16 protein-coding genes and 1 riboswitch are annotated in these 22,830 nt (G+C 33.3%); of the genes, 3 read left to right on the top strand and 13 right to left on the bottom strand.

Translation table 11 applies throughout. The features are described 5' to 3' along the window. Nucleotides 1–10: 10 nt before the first annotated feature. From FF52_RS14370 to FF52_RS14330, 10 genes are all read right to left on the bottom strand, one after another. Entirely contained in the window at nt 11–511 is a 501-nt protein-coding gene (locus FF52_RS14370) for an RDD family protein (RefSeq protein ID WP_008466591.1), read from the bottom strand. 159 nt (nt 512–670) lie between these two features. After that, entirely contained in the window at nt 671–1,843 is a 1,173-nt protein-coding gene (locus FF52_RS14365; protein ID WP_008466590.1) for a trans-sulfuration enzyme family protein, read from the bottom strand. Nucleotides 1,844–2,007: 164 nt separating this feature from the next. After that, nucleotides 2,008–2,433 (bottom strand): OsmC family protein, encoded by a 426-nt coding sequence (locus FF52_RS14360; RefSeq protein ID WP_008466587.1) that lies wholly within the window; start codon nt 2,431–2,433, stop codon nt 2,008–2,010. Between the two features lie 96 nt (nt 2,434–2,529). Then, nucleotides 2,530–4,944 (bottom strand): bifunctional aspartate kinase/homoserine dehydrogenase I, encoded by a 2,415-nt coding sequence (gene thrA / locus FF52_RS14355; RefSeq protein WP_008466585.1) that lies wholly within the window; start codon nt 4,942–4,944, stop codon nt 2,530–2,532. A gap of 2 nt (nt 4,945–4,946) precedes the next feature. Further along, complete coding sequence (locus FF52_RS14350; protein WP_008466584.1) at nt 4,947–5,936, bottom strand: alpha/beta fold hydrolase; 990 nt, start codon at nt 5,934–5,936, stop codon at nt 4,947–4,949. 72 nt (nt 5,937–6,008) lie between these two features. Then, nucleotides 6,009–6,116, bottom strand: a riboswitch (SAM riboswitch). Nucleotides 6,117–6,306: 190 nt separating this feature from the next. Then, nucleotides 6,307–6,522 carry a hypothetical protein gene (locus FF52_RS14345; RefSeq protein WP_008466583.1) on the bottom strand — a complete coding sequence of 72 codons (216 nt, stop codon included), beginning with the start codon at nt 6,520–6,522 and terminating at the stop codon, nt 6,307–6,309. A gap of 636 nt (nt 6,523–7,158) precedes the next feature. Then, nucleotides 7,159–8,247 carry an aspartokinase gene (locus tag FF52_RS14340; protein WP_008466582.1) on the bottom strand — a complete coding sequence of 363 codons (1,089 nt, stop codon included), beginning with the start codon at nt 8,245–8,247 and terminating at the stop codon, nt 7,159–7,161. 205 nt (nt 8,248–8,452) lie between these two features. Further along, nucleotides 8,453–9,757: an O-acetylhomoserine aminocarboxypropyltransferase/cysteine synthase family protein gene (locus tag FF52_RS14335; RefSeq protein WP_008466581.1), complete on the bottom strand. Its 1,305-nt coding sequence runs from the start codon at nt 9,755–9,757 to the stop codon at nt 8,453–8,455. Nucleotides 9,758–9,826: 69 nt separating this feature from the next. Continuing rightward, on the bottom strand, nt 9,827–10,003 hold the full coding sequence (locus FF52_RS23660; RefSeq protein WP_157498604.1) for a hypothetical protein: 177 nt from the start codon (nt 10,001–10,003) through the stop codon (nt 9,827–9,829). Between the two features lie 340 nt (nt 10,004–10,343). After that, the gene (locus FF52_RS14330) at nt 10,344–13,190 is read right to left on the bottom strand and encodes a TonB-dependent receptor plug domain-containing protein (protein WP_008466579.1); all 2,847 of its coding nucleotides are present in this window, start codon (nt 13,188–13,190) and stop codon (nt 10,344–10,346) included. 552 nt (nt 13,191–13,742) lie between these two features. On the opposite strand from FF52_RS14330, the gene metK reads away from it, so the two are divergent. Further along, the gene (metK, locus tag FF52_RS14325; protein WP_008466577.1) at nt 13,743–14,993 is read left to right on the top strand and encodes a methionine adenosyltransferase; all 1,251 of its coding nucleotides are present in this window, start codon (nt 13,743–13,745) and stop codon (nt 14,991–14,993) included. 109 nt (nt 14,994–15,102) lie between these two features. On the opposite strand, the gene FF52_RS14320 is transcribed toward metK, so the two are convergent. The 3 genes from FF52_RS14320 to FF52_RS14310 form a co-directional block, all read right to left on the bottom strand. Next, on the bottom strand, nt 15,103–17,376 hold the full coding sequence (locus tag FF52_RS14320; protein WP_008466576.1) for a hypothetical protein: 2,274 nt from the start codon (nt 17,374–17,376) through the stop codon (nt 15,103–15,105). Between the two features lie 93 nt (nt 17,377–17,469). After that, nucleotides 17,470–20,157 carry a carboxypeptidase-like regulatory domain-containing protein gene (locus FF52_RS14315; RefSeq protein ID WP_008466575.1) on the bottom strand — a complete coding sequence of 896 codons (2,688 nt, stop codon included), beginning with the start codon at nt 20,155–20,157 and terminating at the stop codon, nt 17,470–17,472. 91 nt (nt 20,158–20,248) lie between these two features. Then, nucleotides 20,249–21,136 (bottom strand): GLPGLI family protein, encoded by an 888-nt coding sequence (locus tag FF52_RS14310; protein WP_035691612.1) that lies wholly within the window; start codon nt 21,134–21,136, stop codon nt 20,249–20,251. A gap of 212 nt (nt 21,137–21,348) precedes the next feature. Here FF52_RS14310 and FF52_RS14305 point away from each other — a divergent pair, with 212 nt between their 5' ends. Then, nucleotides 21,349–22,164 carry a hypothetical protein gene (locus FF52_RS14305; RefSeq protein WP_008466573.1) on the top strand — a complete coding sequence of 272 codons (816 nt, stop codon included), beginning with the start codon at nt 21,349–21,351 and terminating at the stop codon, nt 22,162–22,164. Further along, nucleotides 22,164–22,778 carry a deoxynucleoside kinase gene (locus tag FF52_RS14300; RefSeq protein WP_008466572.1) on the top strand — a complete coding sequence of 205 codons (615 nt, stop codon included), beginning with the start codon at nt 22,164–22,166 and terminating at the stop codon, nt 22,776–22,778. The genes FF52_RS14305 and FF52_RS14300 overlap by 1 nt, the downstream gene beginning before the upstream one ends. The last annotated feature ends 52 nt before the right edge of the window (nt 22,779–22,830 follow it).

Below are 22,830 nucleotides of genomic sequence, written 5' to 3'. Positions count from 1 at the left end.
ACTAATTCTATCAAATTACTTCGTTAATTCCAATTAAATTGAATTCTTGAAACATTCTCATTTCTTCTTCCAAAGCTTTTTTGTTAACTACATAAGTGTGAGAAAGAGAATCATGCCATCCTCTTGATCCTCCTAAAAAAGTGAGTGCATCAAACGGAATAAAACGGCATAAGCTTCTCTTAAAAATAGTGGCAAAATCAGGTTTTTGTCCGTTTTCATCAACTACTACAGTTCCAGTGATAAATTTTGCAATCGATCTTGCAAACAGTCCTTCCATTACCAGATAATACGTAAGCGAAATAACAATTGCAATAATATTCCATCCAAAATCTCCCAAATTGTCCATCCAAATTCCCAAATCTGTAAATCCTAAGCCAATTAAAATGCCGAGAAAAAAAATAATCATCATAAAGACAATGAAAAAAAATAATAGATCTAGAATATAATTTAAAAAACGTGCTCCACTAGAAGCTAATAATTTATCATCAAGAATGTAAGTAGAGTTGCTCATATGCTAATTGGTGTTTTTACTAAATATATTTTGTTGATTCACAACAAAAATATACTTTTTACATCAACAACCATTAAAAAGAATGACGATTTTTAACAGTAATAAATTTACAGTTAAAAATCGTCATTAATATAATTCAGGAATCTAAAAAACCTTTAATTAAGAAAGTGCTTGTTTTAAATCAGCAATTACATCTTCAACCGTTTCTAAACCAACAGAAACACGAACTAAACCTTGTGTGATTCCAACCGCCAACTGATCTTCTTCGGATAATTTGCTGTGTGTTGTAGAAGCCGGGTGCGTAACAATGGTTCTTGTATCGCCAATATTTGCAGATAATGAGCAAAGTTTAATGCTGTTCAAGAATTTTCTTCCTGCTTCGATTCCGCCTTTGATTTCAAATGCAATGATGTTTCCACCTGCTTTCATCTGTTTTTTAGCAATTTCGTATTGCGGATGAGATTTCAAGAACGGATATTTTACACTGTTTACATTTGGATGGCTTTCTAAAAATTCAGCTACTTTTAAAGCATTTTCGCAATGTCTGTCTACTCGAACAGCCAAAGTTTCTAAACTTTTTGACAAAACCCAGGCATTAAACGGCGCTAAAGCTGGCCCAGTATTTCTAGAGAATAAATAAATCTGTCTAATTAATTCTGCATCTCCAACTGTTACTCCTCCTAAAACACGTCCTTGTCCGTCGATTAATTTTGTTGCTGAATGGATAACCAAATGTGCTCCAAATTTAATTGGCTGCTGTAAATATGGTGTTGCAAAACAGTTGTCGATAATTAGAATCAAGTTGTGTTTTTTAGCGATATTTCCAAGCAATTCTAAATCGATAACATCTACTCCAGGATTTGTTGGCGATTCGGCGTATAATATTTTGGTGTTTGGTCTAATAAAACTCTCGATTGTCTCAGGCTTGCTGATTTCGAAATAAGAAGTTTCGATATTCCATTTTGGGAAATAAGTCATAAACAAAGCGTGAGTAGAACCAAAAACACTGCTAGCAGAAACAATATGATCTCCAGAATTTAACAAAGCTGCAAAAGTAGAATATACTGCTGCCATTCCGGTTGCAAAAGCATAACCAGATTCAGCACCTTCCATTTTGCAGATTTTGTCTACAAATTCTGTAGTGTTCGGATTGCTAAAACGGCTGTAAATATTTCTTTCTTTTTCTTCTGTAAAAGAAGCTCGCATGTCTTCTGCATCTTCAAAAACGAAGCTTGATGAAAGGTACAAAGGCACCGAATGTTCTAAATATTGAGATCTTTCTAATTGTGTTCTAATGGCTTGTGTTTCAAAACCAAATTCTTCTGTATTCATTGTGTTGCTTTTTTGTTTTTTTTGTTTGCTTCGCCAGTTCGGCTTCCAGCCTCGTGTCAAGTTTCAGGTTACAAGTTTTAAAACTGAAATCTAAACTTAAACAAGTCAATTATTTATGTGCAATCTGAGCATTTTCTAATTCCCAAATTGACAATTTATCTAATTTACAAAGCTTCGTTATTCAAGACAACTTTGTAGCTAATTGTTGCTGTTGGTTCGACTGTTTTGGCCGCTGAGCAGTATTTCTCAAAAGAAAGCTGCGCTGCTTTTTTCGCTTTTTCAGGGTTGATTTCTCCTTCTAAATAGAAAACCACGTCGATTTCTTTAAAAGGTTTTGCTTCTTCGATTTGTACACGAGTTCCTTCAACCTCAGCATTAAAAGAAGTGATTTCCTGACGCTGTTTTTTCAAGATTGAAATCATATCAATAGCGCTGCAACCTGCAACACCCATTAATACCAATTCCATTGGGCTTGCTCCTAAATCGCTTCCGCCAAATTCGGCTCTGCTGTCAACGTCAACTACGTGGCCGCGTTCATTTTTTACTTTGAAATGAAATGCGTCATTTACTCTGTTTAAAGTTACTTTCATTGTGTTGTTATTTTTTTGTTTTGTTTCGTTTCAGATTTCAATCTAAAATCTAAAATCTAAAATCTAAAATCTAAAATCTGCAATCTAAAATCGTATTTACCCTTTATCAGACAATCTCAAAATATCTCCGAAAACCCCTCTTGCTGTTACCGCAGAACCTGCACCAGCTCCCTGAATAACGATTGGACGATCTCCGTAAGATTCTGTGTAAATTTCGAAGAAAGAATCAGAACCTTTTAATCCGCCTAATGCAGTATCTTTTGGCACTGAAACTAATTTGACTTCTAGATTTCCTTTGTCGTTTTGCAAATCTCCAGACAATTCACCAATGTATCTCAATACATGATTTGGCTGTTGATCTGCTTTTATTTTAGCATAAATTGGATCGAATTCTTTCAATTTCGTCAAGAAATCGGCAGCGCTTCCTTCACGTAAATGCTCTGGAATTAAATTCTGAATTGATATTTCTTCAAACTCATTTTGCAAGTCTAATTCTCTAGCTAAAATTAATAATTTTCTTCCCACGTCGTTTCCGCATAAATCCTCACGCGGGTCTGGTTCTGTATATCCGTTATCAATCGCTTCTTGCAAGATTTCGCTAAACGGAGCATCTTTTGCAGAGAAATTATTGAATAAATAACTCAATGTTCCAGAGAAAACTCCTTTAATTTTAGTAATATTTTCTCCTGAAAGGTGCAATAATTTAATGGTATCAATTAACGGTAAACCTGCACCAACGTTAGTTTCGTATAAATAATTCTTTTGGTTTTCAGCCAGAGCTTTTCTTAATTCTTTATAGAAACCATATGTCAAAGTATTAGCCACTTTGTTAGAAGAAATCAAATCGAAACTGCTTTCTACTAGCGGAATATAGTTTTCAACGAAAGTCGCGCTTGCAGTATTGTCAATCGCAATTAAGTTTTCTAAATGATGTTCATTAGCGAAAGCAATAATATCTTTGATGGTGTAAGCTTCTCCTTTAGTTTCAATTTCATTTTTCCAATTGCTGCTCACTCCATATTTGTTTAGAAGCAATTTTTTAGAATTCGCTATAGCGAAAACATTCAGCTTAATGTCTTTACGTTTTTCAATCGCTGCAGCCGACTCTAAAATCTGGTTGATTAAAGTTCCGCCAACTAATCCGTGACCGAAAATTGCAATGTTGATTTTCTTTGAAACTCCAAAAATCTCTCCGTGAATTACATTTAAAGCTTTGTTTAATTCCTCTTTTTTAACAACCAAACTTACGTTTTTACCTGTTACGGTGTTGTTGAACAAAATCGGGACGATTTTATTTTTAATTAAAGCAGTATATGGTTTGTGGAAAGTGCTCAAATCCTGTCCGATAATCGAAATTACAGATACATTATCTGTAACCGTAATCTGATTTACATCTTTAGAATAAAAGTCATTTTCGAATTCTTTTTCTAATTCTACAACTGCTGTTGTTGCTTTATCAGTTGCAACCACAAGTCCGATTCCTCTTTCTGAAGAACCTTGAGAAATGATGCTTACACTGATATTATTATCTCCCATTACTTTAAAAATTCGAGCGTCAACTCCAGCTTTTCCAAGCAATCCTCGTCCTTCAAGATTTACAAGAGATACATTTTCTAAAACAGAAAGTGTTTTAATTCCTTCTTTAGAAGAATCTGAAGTGATTAATGTTCCGCGGTTTTCGTGGTTGAAAGTATTTAGAATTCGTAACGGAATATTCTTTTCTAACAAAGGAATAATCGTTTTAGCATGAAGAATCGTCGCACCGAAATTTGCCAACTCATTTGCTTCATTAAACGATAAATATTCGATTTTCTTAGCATCTGCAACCAAATCCGGATTTGCAGTGTAGATTCCGTCTACGTGCGTGAAGTTCTGCAATTCTTCAGCATTTAAATAATTTGCGATTAACGAAGCGGTATAGTTACTGCCATTTCTACCTAAAGTAGTTGTGTCGTTGTTGTTATTAGATCCAATGAAACCTGTAACTATATTAACCGTTTCTCCGTTATGTTCTTTAAAATAATTGACTACGTTTTTCTTAGAAAGCTGTTCTAATGGCTGTGCATCACCAAATTTAGAATCCGTTTTCAATAATTCTCTTGTATCTACAAAATTGGCTGGAATTCCTTTTTCTAGTAAAATAGCCGTCAATAATTTAGCCGAAAGCAATTCGCCTTTTGACAAAATCTGATCTTTGATTTTTTTGCTGTAATCGCCAATTAAGCTAACACCCTCGAAAAGTTTATCTAAAACATTAAACTCTTCAGACAAATCAACTTGCGGATAATCTGATATTTGATATTTTTTAAAATTCTCTAATAATTCTTTATAACTGCCATTTTTAGCAGCAATGCTTAAGATAAATTCAAGCTCATCTGTCGCATTTCCACGTGCAGAAACGACAACGGCAATTTTTTCGCCTTGATTTACTTTATCTGAAATGATTGAAACAACTTTGTTAAGTCCTTCTCCGTTTGCTAATGATTTACCTCCAAATTTTAATACTTTCATTTTTATTTCTTTATTGTTTCTGCCTTAAAAATGTCGGCAAGTAAATGATCTAATTGTTTGTACTCGATTAAAAAAGCGTCATGTCCATGAACCGAATCAATTTCGCTGTAGAAAACATTGTCTTTAAACTTCTTCAATTCTTCATAGGTTTCTACGTTTTCTTTTGCCGTAAAAAACAAATCTGAATTGATTCCGATAATATGAATTGAGGCTTTTGTTTTGGACAACAAGTTTTCAAAACTTTCACTATTTCTAGTAATATCAATTGATTTAAGCAATTGGTTCATTAATTTATAAGAAGACAGTTGGAATCTTTTCTGCAATTTTTTGCCGTGATGTGCCAGCCAGCTTTCGATATTAAAAATCAAAAGATCTTGATTGATTGTTCTTTGGAATTTCTCTTTGAATGATTCTGGCGAACGATAACAAAGCATGGCATGAATTCTTGCATCTTCGATTGGTTTTGAAGAATTGTTTAGAATTTGTTCCTGAAGAAAACAATTGGCAATAAGCCAGTCAGTAGATTTCCAGTCACTCGCGATCGGAATAAGGTTTTCTGTTATATTAGGTTCTAAAGCTAAGATTTCCCAAGCAATTCCTCCTCCTACAGAGCCTCCGATAACTGCAAAAAGCTTTTCAATATGTAAAGCTTTTACGCCTTCAATAAAGATTCTCGCGACATCTCTGGCTGTAAAGTCAAGATAATTTTCAATTAAAAAAAAATTGCTTCCATTTCCAGGAACATCAAAGGCTAAAATGGTATAAACAGCAGTATCTATGGTTTTACCTTCGCCAATTAAGTCATTCCACCAGCCGTTTTCTCCAGTTACTTGCGCATTTCCTGTTAAGGCGTGATTAACCAATACAATTGGCGCACTATGCAAAGGCTGTCCTGCCAATGTAAAGTGCAAAGGTATAGAATGGTAAGCTGCACCACTTTCTGTGATGAAATCTTGAATTATAATAGGGTTTGGTATATTTTCCAATTTCAAATCTATTGTATTATCTGATTTGTATATGGAAATATTAGAAAGAAAAACTAGGTTTAACTAGAAAAAATCTTGTTGTTATCTTTCCACGTTTGGCGTGGTAGAATGTAGCACCTTCTTCGTTTTACCGAAGGGTTGCTAAGGCTTCATCGGGTCTAATCCCTCGTCCTTTCTTTATAACATTTCAATACGTGTTTGAACTTAACGGTGCAAATTAACTACTAATTTCTCTAACAAACAAATTTTATCTAAAAGTGTTTGTTAAATTTCTGAAACTTACTTTAGCAAAAACTATTATACGCAAAAATTTACCGAACAAAAATGCCCAGTAAAATTAAGCAGGTTTTACCCTAAATTTATGATGCTTTTCTGTTTAGATAAAAAGCGTTTCATTTTCTTTTGAATACATCAAAAACAATAAAGAGTTCGGCGCTTTTTTTCCAGTTGCCTTACCTTCCTCTGCGATTCCAGCCTCAGTTATTCCGAATCTTGGATGAGCCAATTCGTTTGTTGGTGGCGGATTATTTTTTCTTGTCCTTCTGTTTTTCAAATTTGAAATTTTTTCTGCTAAGTAGTTCAATGTGCTCATGATTTTAAGTTTTAGTTAAGTTGTGTTTTATAATCTTTATTTCTCGTTTATCTTTTTGTTAAATCGCTTTCTGGAATAAAAAAACCCTTTTGGATTTTTCAGATACCAAAAGGGTTTAAGTTTTTACACTCACATATACTTTTAGTATCAACAGACGTATGCGCAAATAAGCGCGACAGAAAACATCTTGTTCATCTGTAAGGATTTATTCATCTGTGATTTATATTGTTTATTTAAATTCTGCATTTGTATTAAATTAAAAAGCCTCCCAAAATTTCTCGGGAGGCTCTTACTATATTATTATTGTATTCTTACAATTTTTTAAGCAATAGACACCCCAACCTCGGTCTTAACCGAAATGGCACAAAACATTTTGTTGACTTTTAAGTTCATTTGATTTCTAGTAGTTTTTGGGTATAACAAATATGCAATTATTTTTTTTATTACACAAATTAAATTCAAGAATTTAATTACAAAAATCGTTAAAAATCAATTTTTTAACGTCAAAAAACATCTTACAAAAACGAAAACGAAATAATACAAGTAAAAAACTTACAAAACAAACTCGTTTTTTCTTAATAATTCCATTTGACAAATCAGTTTATCAAAGAACCTTTTTCTTTTTCGGCTAAAAAATTATAACCAGACTGCCTCCTTAGTCCTAATTCGTTCCACTATTTTTAGGATATCAGTTATAATTCCTCTCGAAATTGCTTGTTTACATGGCGGAGCACTTTGAATTACGATTGGAATATCGGCGTAAGATTTGGTATAAATTTCAAAAATAGTATCGGAACCTTTCAATTGCCCGATTGGAGAGGCTATTGGTTCCGAAATTAATTTGGCTTCTAAAGTGCCTTTTTCTACATCAAACTCTCCTACATAACGGAGTACATGATTTTCTGCTTGAGTGATTTTGGCAATTTTAAATGATTTATCTACAGCCTCTTTATCGAGCACTCCATTTTTTTCCAAATGCTCTTCGGTTATAAAAGGTTTTATATTAATATCTGAGAGATCAAAATCTTTTCCTATTTCTCTGGCCAATATTAGAAGTTTCCTTGCAGTATCATTTCCAGACAAATCTTCTTTAAAATTTGATTTCATCAAACCTAAAAGACTCGCATCTTTTAAAACAGATGAAAACGAAACATCTTCAGATGAAAATCTATTAAAGACGTAACTCAGATTATCGGAAAAAACGCCTCGAATCTTTGTGATTTTTTCTCCCGAATAGTACAAATCTCTTAAGGTCTGCAAAACAGGAATTCCAGTTTCAACCGATGTTTCATACAAAAACTCTTTGTCGTACTTTTTAAGATCTGCTCTTAGTTCTTTATATAAGTCTATTGGGAGCGTATTGGCCTTTTTATTTACTGCTACAATATTAAATCCGTTTTTGATTAACGTATTATAATGTTTCACCAATTCATCGCTAGCTGTTGCATCGACAGCTATTAAGTTTTCAAATTCGTTTTCTTGTGCAAATTCGACAATATCTTCTACCTTAAAAGGAACTGCCAATTGTCTAAAATTGGTTTCCCAAGAATAACCCACGCCTTCTTTCTCAAAAAAAGCAACCGTCGAATTGGTTATAATTGGAAAATGAAAATCGACATTTTTGCTCTCGAGAAAAAAATCCTGACTTTCAATAATCTGATTAATCAAAGTACTTCCGATATTACCAATTCCGAAAAGGATAATGTTTATTTTAAGCTTTGACATAATTTCTATTTTTTAATTTTTGAAACCATATAAGTGATGTAAGTTTATTTCATGTTTTGCAGCAAAAAGCAGACGCATGTGGTGCGTCTCTAGAAAATGCACTTATATTCCTTATATGGTTTAAATTTTATAAAGATGCTTTTCATAAAAAATTACCTTTAGCACATAGGCTAAAGGCAATCTTTCAAACAAAAAACAAAAAAACCTAATTTTTATTGATGCTGAATTGAGAAAGCGAAACGCTCTCAAAAACAGTTTGCAGATCTGCAATTAAATCTTCGATATCTTCAATTCCCACAGATAGACGAATTAAATCTTTAGAAACCCCTGTTTCTATTTGCTCCGATTCTGTCAACTGCTGGTGTGTAGTGCTTGCAGGATGTATAATCAGTGATTTTGTGTCACCGATATTGGCTAATAAAGAGAATAACTTCGTGTCATCTACCACTTTTTTAGCCGCATCAAAACCTCCTCTTAATCCGAAAGTGATAATTCCGCTTTGTCCTTCTGGAAGATATTCTTTAGCCAGATCATTATATTTACTCGATTTTAAACCTGGATAATTTACCCAGACAACCTCATCTTGTTTTTCTAGCCATTCAGCCAGAGCCAAAGCATTTTCACTATGTTTTTTGATTCGGATTGGAAGTGTTTCTAGTCCCTGAATAATCTGGAAAGCATTAAATGGACTCAAAGCAGCACCAAAATCACGCAACCCTTCAATTCGCACTTTTGCTATAAAAGCCGCATTTCCTAAAGCTTCATGATATACTAATCCGTGGTATCCTGCAGATGGCTCGGTAAACTCAGGAAATTTTCCGTTTGCCCAATCAAAGTTTCCAGCATCAATGATAACGCCTCCTAATGAAGTTCCGTTTCCTGCGATATATTTAGTTAAGGAATGAATTACAATATCGGCACCATATTTAATCGGGTTTAATAAATAAGGTGTCGCAACTGTATTATCTACTATAAATGGCACTTTGAATGCTTTGGCTTCTGCCGAAATTGCTTTTAAATCTAATACGTCTAATTTTGGATTTCCAAGAGATTCAACAAAGAAAGCTCTTGTATTTTCTTTTGCCGCTTTTGTAAAATTTTCAGGCTTTGACGGGTCTACAAATGTGGTTGTGATTCCTAATCTTGGCAATGTAACTTTTAAAAGATTATACGTTCCGCCGTATAAACTGTTTGAAGCCACGATATGATCTCCTGCTTTTAGCAAAGTCAATAAAGTTGTTGAAATTGCAGATGCTCCCGAAGCTGTAACCACAGCTCCGATTCCGCCTTCTAGTGCTGCCAAGCGCTGTTCTAGAATATCATTTGTTGGGTTGTTTAATCTTGTATATATAAATCCGGCTTCGGCAAGACCAAATAAATTGGCCGCATGATCTGCATTGTTAAATACGTATGATGATGTCTGGTAAATTGGCACGGCTCTAGTTCCTGCGTTTTTAGTTACGTCATGTCCTGCGTGTAATGCGTTTGTTGCAAATTTTTGTGTACTCATGATTTCTTAGTTTTTTAGGTATTGTTAATACGTTTATATATTGTTATTGTTATTGTTATTGTTATTGATTTAAGCTAAAATATCTTCAGCTTCTTCTTCAAGATCATATAGATGAAACAATAATGATTTCTTCGTTTTTATCTGTAGCGCAGGATCATATTTTAAAGTTTCAGTTGATGATTCTTCCGAATTATTATTTCTTAATAAGTATTGAAATGCGATTGTATTTATATCTAGTGTATTCATGATTTAAAATTTAAAATGTTGGAAATAAAAAAGCCCTTTCGGATGGCGACCAAAAGGGCTTATAGTTTAACTATAACAAAGATTGTCTCTTTCACTTTTGGCAACAGCAAATTGGGATGCACATTTGCATCATCTCACAACACATCATATTTCTTTTTGCTATTGTTTTCATTTTATTTAAAAATTGAATTTGACTATTTTTTTTAAACTCGACTAATTCTATATAGTAAATTTAATAAGTATTTTTTTAACGACCAAATTAAAATGGAAGTTTTATATTATTTTTTTTTGAAATTCCTTTCAAACCTTTATTTAAAAGGCTTGAAAGAAATTATTTTAATTAAAATTTAAAGCTTAAACGAGCAAAACCAAATCTTCCGTTTAATCCAAATTGAGAAACTGCTCTTGAATAGGCAAACTGATTCGCATTTGTCAAATCTGTACTTGGCGCTGGCGACAAAGTTGGAGTTGTATTTGTAAAGGCTGGAGTTGCAGGATTATTTCTGTCTGGATAAACATCTCCTATATTATTAACTCCAATTGTTGCTCTCAAATGTTCGTTGATCTGATATCCCAAAGATAAATCGGTAACCAATTTTGCGCTGTATTCTGGATGTTCGTATACAGAAGAAAATCCGTCTAGATTAACATCTGTTGCTCCTGGATCGGTAACTTTTCCAAAATAGCTGTTTCTTAAATAAATATCCAGTTTTTTAATATTGAAAGTGGTCATCAAATTGGCTTTCAATTTTGGAATAGCTTCTTCTAAATATACTCGGCTTGATTCTGGAAAGAAAGAATAAATATAAGGCTCACCCCCAGCATTCACTATAGATTGCGGAATATGCAAATCTCCTACTCTTTTAGTTTCATTAAAGCTTAGGGCAAAATCGTTTCTAATTGTGAAATCCTGAATTACATCATATTTTTGAGAAATTACTAGATCAATTCCTTTTGTTTCAGAATCGATTCCGTTTGTCCAAAACGAAGCTCTTTCTACTCCTTTTAAATCAAATGCCTGCTGAAATAAAGTCAATGCCTCAGCTTGTTCTGGAGAAGTTGCCGCCGCTATCTGTGCATCTGTTGGTCTTGAATATTGTCCAGACAGTACAATTCTGTCGTTGATTCTTGTAAAATAAGCATCAGTTGCAATGGTTATGTTAGCTTCAGGAATTTTGAATGTAAATCCTGTACTGATGCTTTTTGATTTTTCTGGCTTTAAACTTTCAATTCCAATGCTTTTTGCCGCTTGCGAATCATTGGTAAAATAACCAACTTGATATGGAGCACCGTTTATAAATTGTGTTGAACTTGATTCAAAATATCTTTGCTGTAAAGAAGGCGCTCTAAAACCTGTTTGTCCAGAAATTCTCCAATTGATGTTGTCATTTAGTTTTAAAAGAGAAGCCAGTTTGAATGTAACTGTATTTCCAAAATCTGAATAGTTTTCATAACGTGCTGCTCCATTTATAAGCCATTTTTCTGTAGCATTCAATTCTAAATCAACGTAAGCCGCTCCACTTTGTCTGTCTTTTTCTTTAGCATCAGAAGGCTGAAATCCTGAAAATCCTTGTGCTCCTGCTCCACGTTTGTTTCCGAAAAAGTCAGTTACAATTAATGGTGAATTGCTTGGCAAAATTCCTGAAACTAAATTTCCGTTTACATCATACAATCCGTAAGAAGCTTCTTCTCCTGCTTTAATCTGATAATTTTCGTATCTGAATTCACCTCCAAAAGCAACATTCAACCCAGAAAGAACATCTAGTTTTTTACTAAAATCCAAATTGGTTGTACTTTGTAAAAACGAAACTTTTCCTGCATCAAAACTAAACGGAGAGTTTGTTCCTAAAGTTGCATTGATCGTATTATTTACATCATAATTAAAGGAGTTCGTTCCTAAATTGGTACTTAAATCGGTATCAAATCCAAATAATTGTGTGTTAACCCCAACAGCCGCAGAAGCATCTAAAATTTTTGATTCAATTTCTGGCAAGAATCCATTTTCATACACTTGCGTGAAAGTTCCAGAACCGTTTGGCAATCTGTTAAACGCATACGATTTACCGCCTCTATAAGAAACACCTCCAAAAGAATATAATGAAGTGATTTCGCTCAAAGGATATTTTGCATTAAAATACAATTGTCCTGCAGCCAATTCTGACTGCCCAACACTCATATTATAGTCACTTCTCTGCTGACCTCTATAAGCCAGTTCATTATTAGTAACATCAAAATTTAAAGCCGTTTGCATCTGTGCAATTGTCGATGCTGATGCAATAGCGTTTTGCTGTGCCGTCGTAAAATAGCTTACTTGTGGCGCATACTGTTTTAAAGAAGACAAAATCTGAGCTGAATTTGTGGTCGTATTAATGTTGCTAAATAGCGAGTTAATCTCTACTCCATCTTGCGCCGCTCTATTTTCGACCGCATTGTAAGCATTAAAAATGGCATTGCTTCTAATTCCTGCTCGACTTGTTGCTTGTCTAGTTACCGCAGTTCCTGTAATATTTAAGAAACTTCCTGGCTTGCCTAATGAAGTTCCGTAGTTTAAATCGATTTGGGCAGTTTGTCCGTCTGCTCCTCCTTCAAAATTATTTGATCCTGAAGATAGATTGGCTCCATACTGAATTCCCCCTGTTAGATAATTAGCATTCTTTTTCAGAACAATATTAATAACTCCTGCAATTGCATCAGAACCATATTGCGCTGCAGCTCCATCTCTTAAAACTTCAATTCTTTCTATAGCAAAAGACGGAATCGCATTTAAATCTGTTCCGACAGATCCTCTTCCTGGCGATCCGTTTATGTTTACCAAAGCACTGGTATGTCTTCTTTTTCCGTTTACTAAAATTAAAACCTGATCTGGTCCTAATCCTCTTAATTGTGCGGGATCAACGTGGTCTGTTGCATCTGCTGTAGATGTTGGGTTACTCGTAAATGATGGAGCAACATAATTTAAAATCTGAGTTACGCTCGTTTGCGGTGCTCCTTTTGTTATTTCGGATACGTTAAAAACATCAACCGGAACTGGTACATCTGTTTTAACTCTGTTTTTACTTCTTGATCCAATAATAGTAACTTCAGACAGTTCGTTGTTTTTTAAACTATCCTGCTCTTTTTTATTGTCCTGAGCATAAAGTCCTGAAAATGTCACAAGACCTAAAACGATTAGTACATTTTTCTTCATTTCTTCTTTACTGATTAATTAGTGTTTTTGGCTTAAAAAAAATCTTACAGCTTTTATTTTTTGAATAAAAAAAACCTCTGCGGTTCTGCAGAGGTTCTATTTATATATTTTGAAAAATATTTTACAATAGTGTCTCTGCGGAGAACTCCGGCATCTTACAAGACATCATATTGCAAACTGTAAATTTCATTTGTTTCTTTTGTTTTAACGGGGCAAAGTTGCAAACTATTTTTTAATCGACCAAACAAAAAACCAAATATTTTCTATTACCCTATCAAAATAGTATGTTATTGTTAAATTTCTGCTAGAAAAAATAAAAAAAGTTGAACTTTAATTTGCAAATCAAAATGGTTTCATACCTTTGCACCCGAAACAGAGGAAAAATTTGAACTGATTGCAACCTCTTCATAATGAAATGGTTTCGTTATGAATGCTGAAAGATTCATTTCAGTAGTAAAAAATGCTAAAGCAGAAACTCTCCTTTAGCCCTTTTTAGCAATTACTTTCTCTGCTTAATTTTTAAAAAAACTAATATATTATTATTACATTATTATGGCTTATTTATTTACGTCAGAATCTGTTAGTGAAGGGCATCCAGACAAAGTTGCAGATCAAATTTCGGATGCATTAATTGACAACTTTTTGGCATTTGACGCTGACTCAAAAGTAGCTTGTGAAACATTAGTTACAACAGGTCAGGTGATTTTAGCAGGTGAAGTAAAATCGAATACTTATCTTGATGTTCAGCAAATCGCTCGCGATGTAATCAAAAGAATTGGATACACTAAAAGTGAATATATGTTTGAAGCGAATTCTTGTGGAATTCTTTCAGCTATTCACGAGCAATCTGCAGATATTAACCAAGGTGTTGACAGAGCTAAGCCAGAAGAACAAGGTGCTGGAGACCAAGGAATGATGTTTGGTTACGCTACAAACGAAACTGAAAACTTCATGCCATTGGCACTTGATCTATCTCATAAATTATTACAAGAGTTAGCAATCTTAAGACGCGAAAACAAAGAAATCACGTATTTACGCCCAGATGCTAAATCTCAGGTTACTTTAGAATATAGCGACGATAATAAACCAACTCGTATTGATGCGATTGTAATTTCAACTCAACACGATGATTTTGATACAGAAGCTGAAATGTTGGCTAAAATCAAAAAAGATATTATCGAAATCTTGATTCCTAGAATTATCGCTAAAAACCCAGAGCACGCTCATTTATTCAACGATAAAATCAACTACCACATCAATCCAACAGGAAAATTCGTTATTGGAGGACCTCACGGAGATACTGGTTTGACAGGAAGAAAAATCATCGTTGATACTTACGGCGGAAAAGGTGCTCACGGTGGTGGTGCATTCTCTGGAAAAGATCCAAGTAAAGTGGATAGAAGTGCTGCTTATGCAACTCGTCATATTGCTAAAAACCTAGTTGCTGCCGGTGTTGCTGACGAAATCTTAGTTCAGGTTTCTTACGCAATTGGTGTTGCTGAGCCAATGGGAATTTTTATTGAAACTTACGGAACTTCTAAAGTAAACTTAACTAACGGTGAAATCGCTAAAAAAGTAGAAGCTATCTTTGATATGCGTCCTTACTTCATCGAACAACGTTTGAAATTAAGAAACCCAATCTATAGCGAAACTGCTGCTTACGGACACATGGGACGTAAACCAGAAACTGTTACTAAAACTTTCTCTGCTCCAGGCGGAAACGAAAAAACAGTTACTGTTGAGTTGTTTACATGGGAAAAACTTGATTTTGTTGACCAAGTAAAAGCTGCATTTGGATTGTAATTCAGATCTATAGACTAACTTAGATTATCAGACATCTTAGATTAGCCGAACATAAAAAAGCCGATTTCTAAAAAATAGAAATCGGCTTTTATTTTATATGCTAGTTTTATTAATATGTTCCGTTACTCATTTTAGTTAAAACTTCCTTCATTTGATTTGCAGTTTCTTCATCAACGTCACTAGTAATAAACTTTACTGCTAAAACCTGTGTTTCGATAGCTTTTTGTGTCTGTCCATCTTTATAATACAATTGCGCTAAAGTGTCTAAGTAGTACGGATTGTTTTTAGATATCACCAAACTATATTCAGACCATTTAATTGCCTCTTTAATAAAATTTGAGTTCTGTGGTTTTAATACAACTGTCCATGCCGCGTTATTGCAAATATCTGAATGGTAAAGTTTAAACGAACTCCATCCATCATAAGAATAACTTGAGCTAGAATCTAAACCTCCAAAAATAGCATCTAATTTTTCTATTGGGCTTGGTCCAGCTAATGTGTTATCAAAATAAGAACTGAACTCTTTTAAGTAAGTCGTATTAGACCCATCCTGATCTTCAAGCTGGCTTAAATAATAAAAATAATTTCTATAGGCATCAAAATTTCCTTTTCCAGATGCAATGATCTTTTTGTAAACAGAATTAATTTTCTCTTTATTCATTTCGCCTGTAAGACCGTCCTGAGAAGCGTACAGATTCTGCTGTAATGCATTAGAAATTTCAGAAACAGCACTTCCTATATTATGAACTTCTGGCGCACTATTATTGAAAGCAACTTTATTATTTTCAATATCATCAGAATGTTTTAACAAATAATCTATCGCTAGAAAATCGGTATCATTAAGAATTCTGTCTTGATTAAAAAGCTGTTTTGTAAATCCTTGATTTTTGATTTCTTTTATAATAGTCTCAGCCAAATACATATTTACAGTTTTATCTTTTTGGTGTGCTTCAATCAATTTTTTCCATGTTTGATCTACTTCTTTTTGGTCTAAAGCCGTTTTGGTAATTACAAAATCAGTAGAATTAGGATCGCTTACTGAATAATCTGAATCATAATCATAAGACGTTTCTAATAAAGTCGCTTTATTAAAAGCGTTAATTAAGTCTGCATCTGAGGCTTTTTTGTTCTTTAAAACTTTATCTATAGAAAGGAAAGCATTTGCTTTTTGAAGTTTTCTATAAAAATCGCCATAATAGCTAAACTGATATTGCTGTGTTGTTAAATCTGATTTTGCAACAGCAAGTACATCGCCATTTCCGTTTAAAACCAATACGCTTGGATCATTAGTTATTTTATTATTTTTCAGCCATTTTTTATCATCGGCTCCAGCCAAATAATAATTGTATGTATCATAAAGTGCATTATACGAATCATACATATTATAGCCTGTCTGCGTTTCTTGTTCTTTTATAAAAGCATCAAAAGTTTCTTTTGCCGTTTTATTCTTGCTGTCCACCACAACTACCAAAAATTTGTTGCTGGCTGTTTTGGTAGATTCTATTGCCTTTTTGAGATTGTCTTCTATTTTTAGCTTAAAATCATATTTGGTATAAGAAGCTGGAGGATCAAGAGGATATGCTGCTGCAGGTACCGCAGTTGTATCAACTGGCAGACCATTATATATACTATCTACTACTGCGCTTCCATAAGAACCGTAATCAGGATCTTTCCCAGGATAAGTCCAGTTTGTAACAGACTGTGTTTCTATCGGGACTACTGTTGGAGCTTTAGCCGGCTTCTCATCTTTTTCGTTCACAAACACTAAAGGATCTTTTCCTGCTTGATCAGAAATTTTTAATTCTTTTGTATTCTTATCAAAAGATCCAACAAGATTTAAATCGCTGAGAACTGCCAAATCATAATTGATTGTTATCTCTGAAACATCTTTTGGCAATGCATATTTATTAACATCACTTTTTCCGTTATAATCTTCGTAAACCAAATAAAGGAAATCCGTTTTTTCTATTTCAAAATCTAAATCTGTTTTGATATATTCAGGATCTACTTTTGCTTTTATATCTGAAAGTCTCTGGTATTGAACTGCTTCTGTTCCTTTTTGAGTTCCTATGTAAAAGGAATAATAAGACGGATTCAAAAACTTAATCTTAATTTTTTTTGCTTTTTTATCTTTAACAAAAGAAAGATCAAATCTATTATCTACGGTATTTTTACTTTTTAAGAAAACCAAAGAATCGCCTTTAATTTCATATCCTCCCGAATAAAAAACCAATTCATACTTATTATCATCCAATAAATTTAATTTGATTTTTCCTCCTTTATTTGTAGATAAATAAGTTCCTTTTTCTATTCCATTAGTTTGGGCGAAAGAGATAGAAATTCCGGCAAACAGGAGTGACAAACTCCAAATAAAATTGCGCATAACTACATATTTTGTTGTTAATAATATAGCGCAAAGATATCTGATTCTTCTTTAAACAAATCACAAAAAGTCACAATATTTGCAATTAAAATACTACAAATTGTATTTCAATGAAAATATGATATAACGCGGCTGCACAGTGTATTGCGAAACTCTTGTAGAGAATTGCGAGAAGCTGTCATCATTAAGATATTTTGTGTTCAATAAATTAGTCGCAGAGATTTTATATTCCCATTTGCTGTTCTTTTTTTGATAAATTAAACTGGCGCTTAAAAAATCATACTCATTATCAACAGTCTTATCTCCATTATAATAATGGTAAAATTCATATTCTGAAACAAAAGAAAAACTATCCAAGAAGTAATAATCTAATCTTGCAAATGGTTTATCAGTGTAAAAGGTTGAACCACTATATTTATTTATCAAAAGATTGTAGCCAAATTCGATATTGGGAAGATTTTTATAATTTGTTGAAGCTCGAACGGTATAGCTTTGGCTGAAACTTTCTGTTGTTGACAATTGATTGTTCTGAATATTATTGAATTTCGACCAATTAAAACTAGCATTTGCAGAAGCTTTATAATTCTTTAAAAACGAACGCCCGTAATTTCCCATTCCGCTAAAAGTTTCATCAGCTAAATTGGAGTTGTAAGGAACTGATGATTGGTTAATTCCGTCAAAATCTGCCTTTGTTTTAATCGCATCAACTTTTCTGGTGTAAGTTGCGTTGGCAAAAATGTTCTCAAAATTGAACATATTATACTTGAAATAACGTAACGAATGCACTTGTGAAGTCGCATTTTCTAAGAAACGATTTCCGCGAAACAAACTGCTATAATTAGACAAAACATAACCCGCAGCCAACTGATTTATATCTGTAAAATCGTTTGTTAGAGAGAAATTATACGTCAGCGTTTCTGATTTTTTTATTTGGTATAAAGCGAAGAAATCTGGGAGCACTTTCGTGAAATTTTGGGAATAATCGGTTCCTAATTGTCCGTTTGTCATTTGATACGTATGAAAGCTTACTCCTGGCGTAAACGTAAACTTTCCTGTGAGGATTTTATAATGAAAACCTAAAAAAGCATCATTAAAACGATAATCTACATCATTATTATTTTGAGCATTATTCAAATCGTTTCTCGTTCCATCATCTAACATTTGGAAAATGTGAGAATTAAAGTTCTGATACGAATACGTATTTCCTAAAGTAATATTGAAATTACTTTTTGGTGTAACCATATAATAATAATCTAGTTTTGCATCTAGTTTATTGGTTTTTACAAATCGGTCTTGATTATAATCATTTCTGTTTTGTCCCGAAATATATCCTGATAAATCAAAAGGAAGTGTTTGCAAATTAGCATTATAAAAAGGATTTTCGTCCTGATATAAATGCTGCATTTCAAAAGCAAAGATATTTTTAGCACTTTGCGTATAATACAAACTCAGATTCTGATTAATCGAAGTAGGATCTTGTTTTTTTGTTGTAAAAATATCTTCTGAAGTCGCAACGTTTTGAACAATCTGTTCTCTAAACAAATCTGAGTATTCTTCTTGTTTAGTAAGCTTGGTTAAAATATCATAATCAAACTGAAATTTGTCGCTTGGCTTATAAGTTGAGCTTAATTTAAAAAGTCCCAAATTATTTTTCTGATTGGTATTTTCGTTACTTTTCTGCTGATCTCCAGATTCTAAAATTGTTGTTTGCGATTTAGTTTCTAAGTCGGTTTTTGAAGTTGAAAGAATTCCAAAACCGCTTATATTCCACGATTTTGTAGCTGAATAAGCAAAGTTTGTTGCGCCAAATTTGGTTTCAATTTCTTTTGCACGATTATTACGCAATAACGAAATTCCTAAATCATTTGAAGAAACATTAAAACTGCTTCCGCCTTTTTTCATCATATTTTTAAATCCTCCAGTGAACTTAAAATAATCTTGAGCCGTAAGAGGCAATTCACCAATATTATTAAAATTGGTAATTAAATTGATACTGTATTTTGGGCTGTAGTAGAACAGTTTTGGATTAATAATATATCGGCTGTCCAATTCTGCAACTCCAATTCCTGCGGTCACATCTCCAAACCAAAAGTTCTTTTTTCCTTCTTTCAGTTTAATGTTCATCGCCACATTTTCCTGATCGTTTTCTAGACCTTTTAATTGGCTTATTTCGTTATAATTTCTTAAAACCTGAACTTTATCAATTGCATCGGCTGGAATATTTTTGACGCCCAATTTGGTATCTCCGTCAAAAAAATCTTTTCCCTCAACCATCAATTTGCTGACTTTTTTCCCTTCAACTTCAATTTCTCCATCGGCATTTACCTCAACTCCTGGAAGTTTCTTTAAGACATCTTCAAGCTTTTTTTCTGTTCCAGATTTAAAAGAATCTGCATTATAAACAATTGTATCGCCTTTTATAGAAACAGGCATTTCGCGAACAATTTCTACGCCTTCCAATTCTATTCCAGCGCCATCCAAAACAATATTCTGGGTCATGTTTTCAGACTTCGTAGACACTGCGATTTCTTTAGACTTCATCCCTAAATAACTTATTTTAATAGTATAAGCTGTATTTGGTTTCAAAGTCAATTGAAACTTTCCTTTATCATTGGTTATTCCATAGGAATCCATTGCTTTTGTCCCATTATTGATAGCCATAATATTGGCCATTTCCAACGGATTTTTCTGTTCATCCTGAATAAAGCCATCAAAGCGAACACTTTGAGAAAAGCATATCGAAGTAAAAAGTAAGGCAAATACAAAGAGTGTCTTATTCATTATAAGAATATTGAAAGTTTGGACCCGAGCGATAGCGAACAGGCGAAGCAATTTGGATTTCGGATTTTGAAAAATTGGAATTTTAAAGATATTATCTTCCCATAGGAGGAGGTCCGCCAGCACGGCCGCGATTCATCTCTCTAAATTCTTCCATCTTTTTAATTACTGTTTCGTCATATTCTTTCTGAGAAACTACTTTTCCTTTTTTAGAAGGTTTTATTTCCACTTTATCTTTAGCATTCAAAACAATTTTTGAACATAAAATAGTCGTTGTTCCATCATTGATTTCTAAAATTAATCCTGGAAGTCCCCAATAATTTTCTGGCCCTTGATTGATCGGAATTTCTGGCGTATACCAGGCTGTCACGACAATTTCTTTTGGCATTTCGAAATTATCTGCAAAATTCGTTTTGGTATCTCCAGAAGTCTTTTTCTCTTCATGCTTTTTGTCATCATTTTTTTTAGGTCTGAAGTTTCTAAAATCGGTTTTACTTGCCTGTTTTACAGCTGTCGCTTTGAAGCAATTGTAACCGCCAATTTGCTTGGTTTCTTGTTCTAATTTCCATTCTAATTTTGGAAGAGAATCTACAACAAGAAATTCCTTGCCCATAAATTCTTTATCAACTGTATATGTTTTTGCTTTCACATCCTTATAGAAAGTCCCTCCACCGCCAGTAAGCGAACCAAACATAACTCGAAAACCTCCTTGCTGTTGGCCAGGCGCTTCTAATTTTTCTTCTTCTTTATAAATTGATGCTGCTTTATCGAAATTTAAAATGAATGTTTTTTCGAGCATTTTTTTCATACGCTCTTCCATATTTTTCTGCATTTCTGGCGTAATATCTCTATTACCGCGCATCCCCTCAAACTTTGGCGCTTGTGTTTTTGACTCGTAAACAGCCATTCCCTGGAAATCTTTTTGCGCCTGAATTTGGGTAGAAACAAGCATCAAAGTCATATAAAAAAATATTTTTTTCATTTCATTTTCTTTAAGTGAGTAAATCCGACAAAACTTACATTCAAATGTATTATTTATTTTAAAATTCAAAAAACTAAATATATAAACGGTATTAAGGCATAGACAGAACCGCTTATTTTTTAGACTATTAGATTTCAAAAAGGTTTAAGGCATAAAATTAAAATTTATAAGAAGAGTTTTTGTAATTTGGTACTCTTGTAAAATAATTTCTCATGCTTAAAATAGTGCAAAAAATTTTATTTGCTGTATTTCTTTTCTGCACTTTTCAGGCGCTTTCTGCTCAGGAATGGAGTATAAATCCAACCTTGATTTCGCAGTATAAAAATACCTCAGATACTTTTTTAGGATACGATGCGTTTGGTTATTCATACCAGATAAAGAATAATGTTTTTAGCAAGATTAAAGGAAAAGAAATCTTTGAATATAAGAATGTTTCCTTGGGAAAAATCACAAAAGTCGATCTTCAGAATCCGCTAAAGATTGTTTTGTTTTATGAAGATTTCAATAGTGTTGTTTTATTGGACAATCAATTAAATAAAATGACCGAAATTAATTTTTCGCAGAATGCCACTCCAATTGTGGTGAGTGCCATTGGAATGTCCACACAAAATCAGCTATGGATTTACAATACTTTAAACCAGCAAATTGGTCTTTTTGATTATTTAAAAAATGAGTACAAAACCGTTTCAATTCCACTTACAGAACCAATACAATATTATCAAACTGATTTTAATACTTTCTATTGGATTGACAAGAAAAACAATTTTTACGCTTGCGACATTTTCGGAAAGATAACATCATTGGGAAAGATTGCTGATTTTGATAGAATCGCAATAGTTAATACTTCACAATATCTTTTTAGCAAGGATAATTTATTGTATTTTAAAGGGTTCAACAAATTAAATCCTGAAGTACTTTCTGAGATTAAAATTTTAGAAAAAACCTTTGACAATTTTTATTACAAAGACCAAATTTTATCTATTTTTACAGCTACAGATATATCAAATTATAAAATCGTAACACCGTAATGCACATAGCAATAGCAGGAAACATAGGCGCAGGAAAAACAACTTTGACCAAATTATTGGCAAAACATTTCAAATGGGAACCTCATTATGAAGATGTAGTTGATAATCCGTATTTGGATGATTTCTACCATCAGATGGAGCGCTGGTCGTTTAACCTTCAGATTTATTTCCTAAACAGCCGTTTCCGTCAAGTGCAGCAAATTCGCGAAAGCGGAAAAAAAATCATTCAAGACAGAACGATTTATGAAGATGCGCATATTTTCGCACCCAACTTATATGCAATGGGATTAATGACAAGCCGTGATTTTGAAAATTATACGTCTTTGTTCGAATTGATGGAATCGCTGGTTAAAGCTCCAGATTTATTGATTTATTTAAGAAGTTCTATTCCGAATTTAGTTGGACAGATTCACAAACGAGGGCGCGAATACGAAAACTCTATTTCTATCGATTATTTAAGCCGTTTGAATGAAAGATATGAAGCTTGGATTCAGACTTATACTAAAGGAAAACTTTTAATTATTGATGTGGACAATATCAATTTTGTTGACAATCCCGAAGATCTAGGAGATATCATTAGTAGAATTGATGCTGAATTGAACGGATTGTTTTAAAACAGAAGTTCCTAATTTGCACAAAAAATAACCGCCTCTAAAATTAGAGGTA

The organism is Flavobacterium sp. F52, assembly GCF_000278705.1.
In the GTDB taxonomy this organism is placed as follows: Bacteria; Bacteroidota; Bacteroidia; order Flavobacteriales; family Flavobacteriaceae; genus Flavobacterium; species Flavobacterium anhuiense.
The sequence above is the reverse complement of the archived record's forward strand: the minus strand, read 5'-3'. Positions and strand labels throughout refer to the sequence as shown.

Bases quoted from the DNA above. Each gene is read 5' to 3' on its own strand.
- FF52_RS14370 (WP_008466591.1), bottom strand. From the start codon at position 511: ATGAGCAACTCTACTTACATTCTTGATGATAAATTATTAGCTTCTAGT.
- FF52_RS14365 (WP_008466590.1), bottom strand. From the start codon at position 1,843: ATGAATACAGAAGAATTTGGTTTTGAAACACAAGCCATTAGAACACAA.
- FF52_RS14360 (WP_008466587.1), bottom strand. From the start codon at position 2,433: ATGAAAGTAACTTTAAACAGAGTAAATGACGCATTTCATTTCAAAGTA.
- thrA (WP_008466585.1), bottom strand. From the start codon at position 4,944: ATGAAAGTATTAAAATTTGGAGGTAAATCATTAGCAAACGGAGAAGGA.
- FF52_RS14345 (WP_008466583.1), bottom strand. From the start codon at position 6,522: ATGAGCACATTGAACTACTTAGCAGAAAAAATTTCAAATTTGAAAAAC.
- FF52_RS14340 (WP_008466582.1), bottom strand. From the start codon at position 8,247: ATGTCAAAGCTTAAAATAAACATTATCCTTTTCGGAATTGGTAATATC.
- FF52_RS14335 (WP_008466581.1), bottom strand. From the start codon at position 9,757: ATGAGTACACAAAAATTTGCAACAAACGCATTACACGCAGGACATGAC.
- FF52_RS23660 (WP_157498604.1), bottom strand. From the start codon at position 10,003: ATGAATACACTAGATATAAATACAATCGCATTTCAATACTTATTAAGA.
- FF52_RS14330 (WP_008466579.1), bottom strand. From the start codon at position 13,190: ATGAAGAAAAATGTACTAATCGTTTTAGGTCTTGTGACATTTTCAGGA.
- metK (WP_008466577.1), top strand. From the start codon at position 13,743: ATGGCTTATTTATTTACGTCAGAATCTGTTAGTGAAGGGCATCCAGAC.
- FF52_RS14320 (WP_008466576.1), bottom strand. From the start codon at position 17,376: ATGCGCAATTTTATTTGGAGTTTGTCACTCCTGTTTGCCGGAATTTCT.
- FF52_RS14315 (WP_008466575.1), bottom strand. From the start codon at position 20,157: ATGAATAAGACACTCTTTGTATTTGCCTTACTTTTTACTTCGATATGC.
- FF52_RS14310 (WP_035691612.1), bottom strand. From the start codon at position 21,136: ATGAAAAAAATATTTTTTTATATGACTTTGATGCTTGTTTCTACCCAA.
- FF52_RS14305 (WP_008466573.1), top strand. From the start codon at position 21,349: ATGCTTAAAATAGTGCAAAAAATTTTATTTGCTGTATTTCTTTTCTGC.
- FF52_RS14300 (WP_008466572.1), top strand. From the start codon at position 22,164: ATGCACATAGCAATAGCAGGAAACATAGGCGCAGGAAAAACAACTTTG.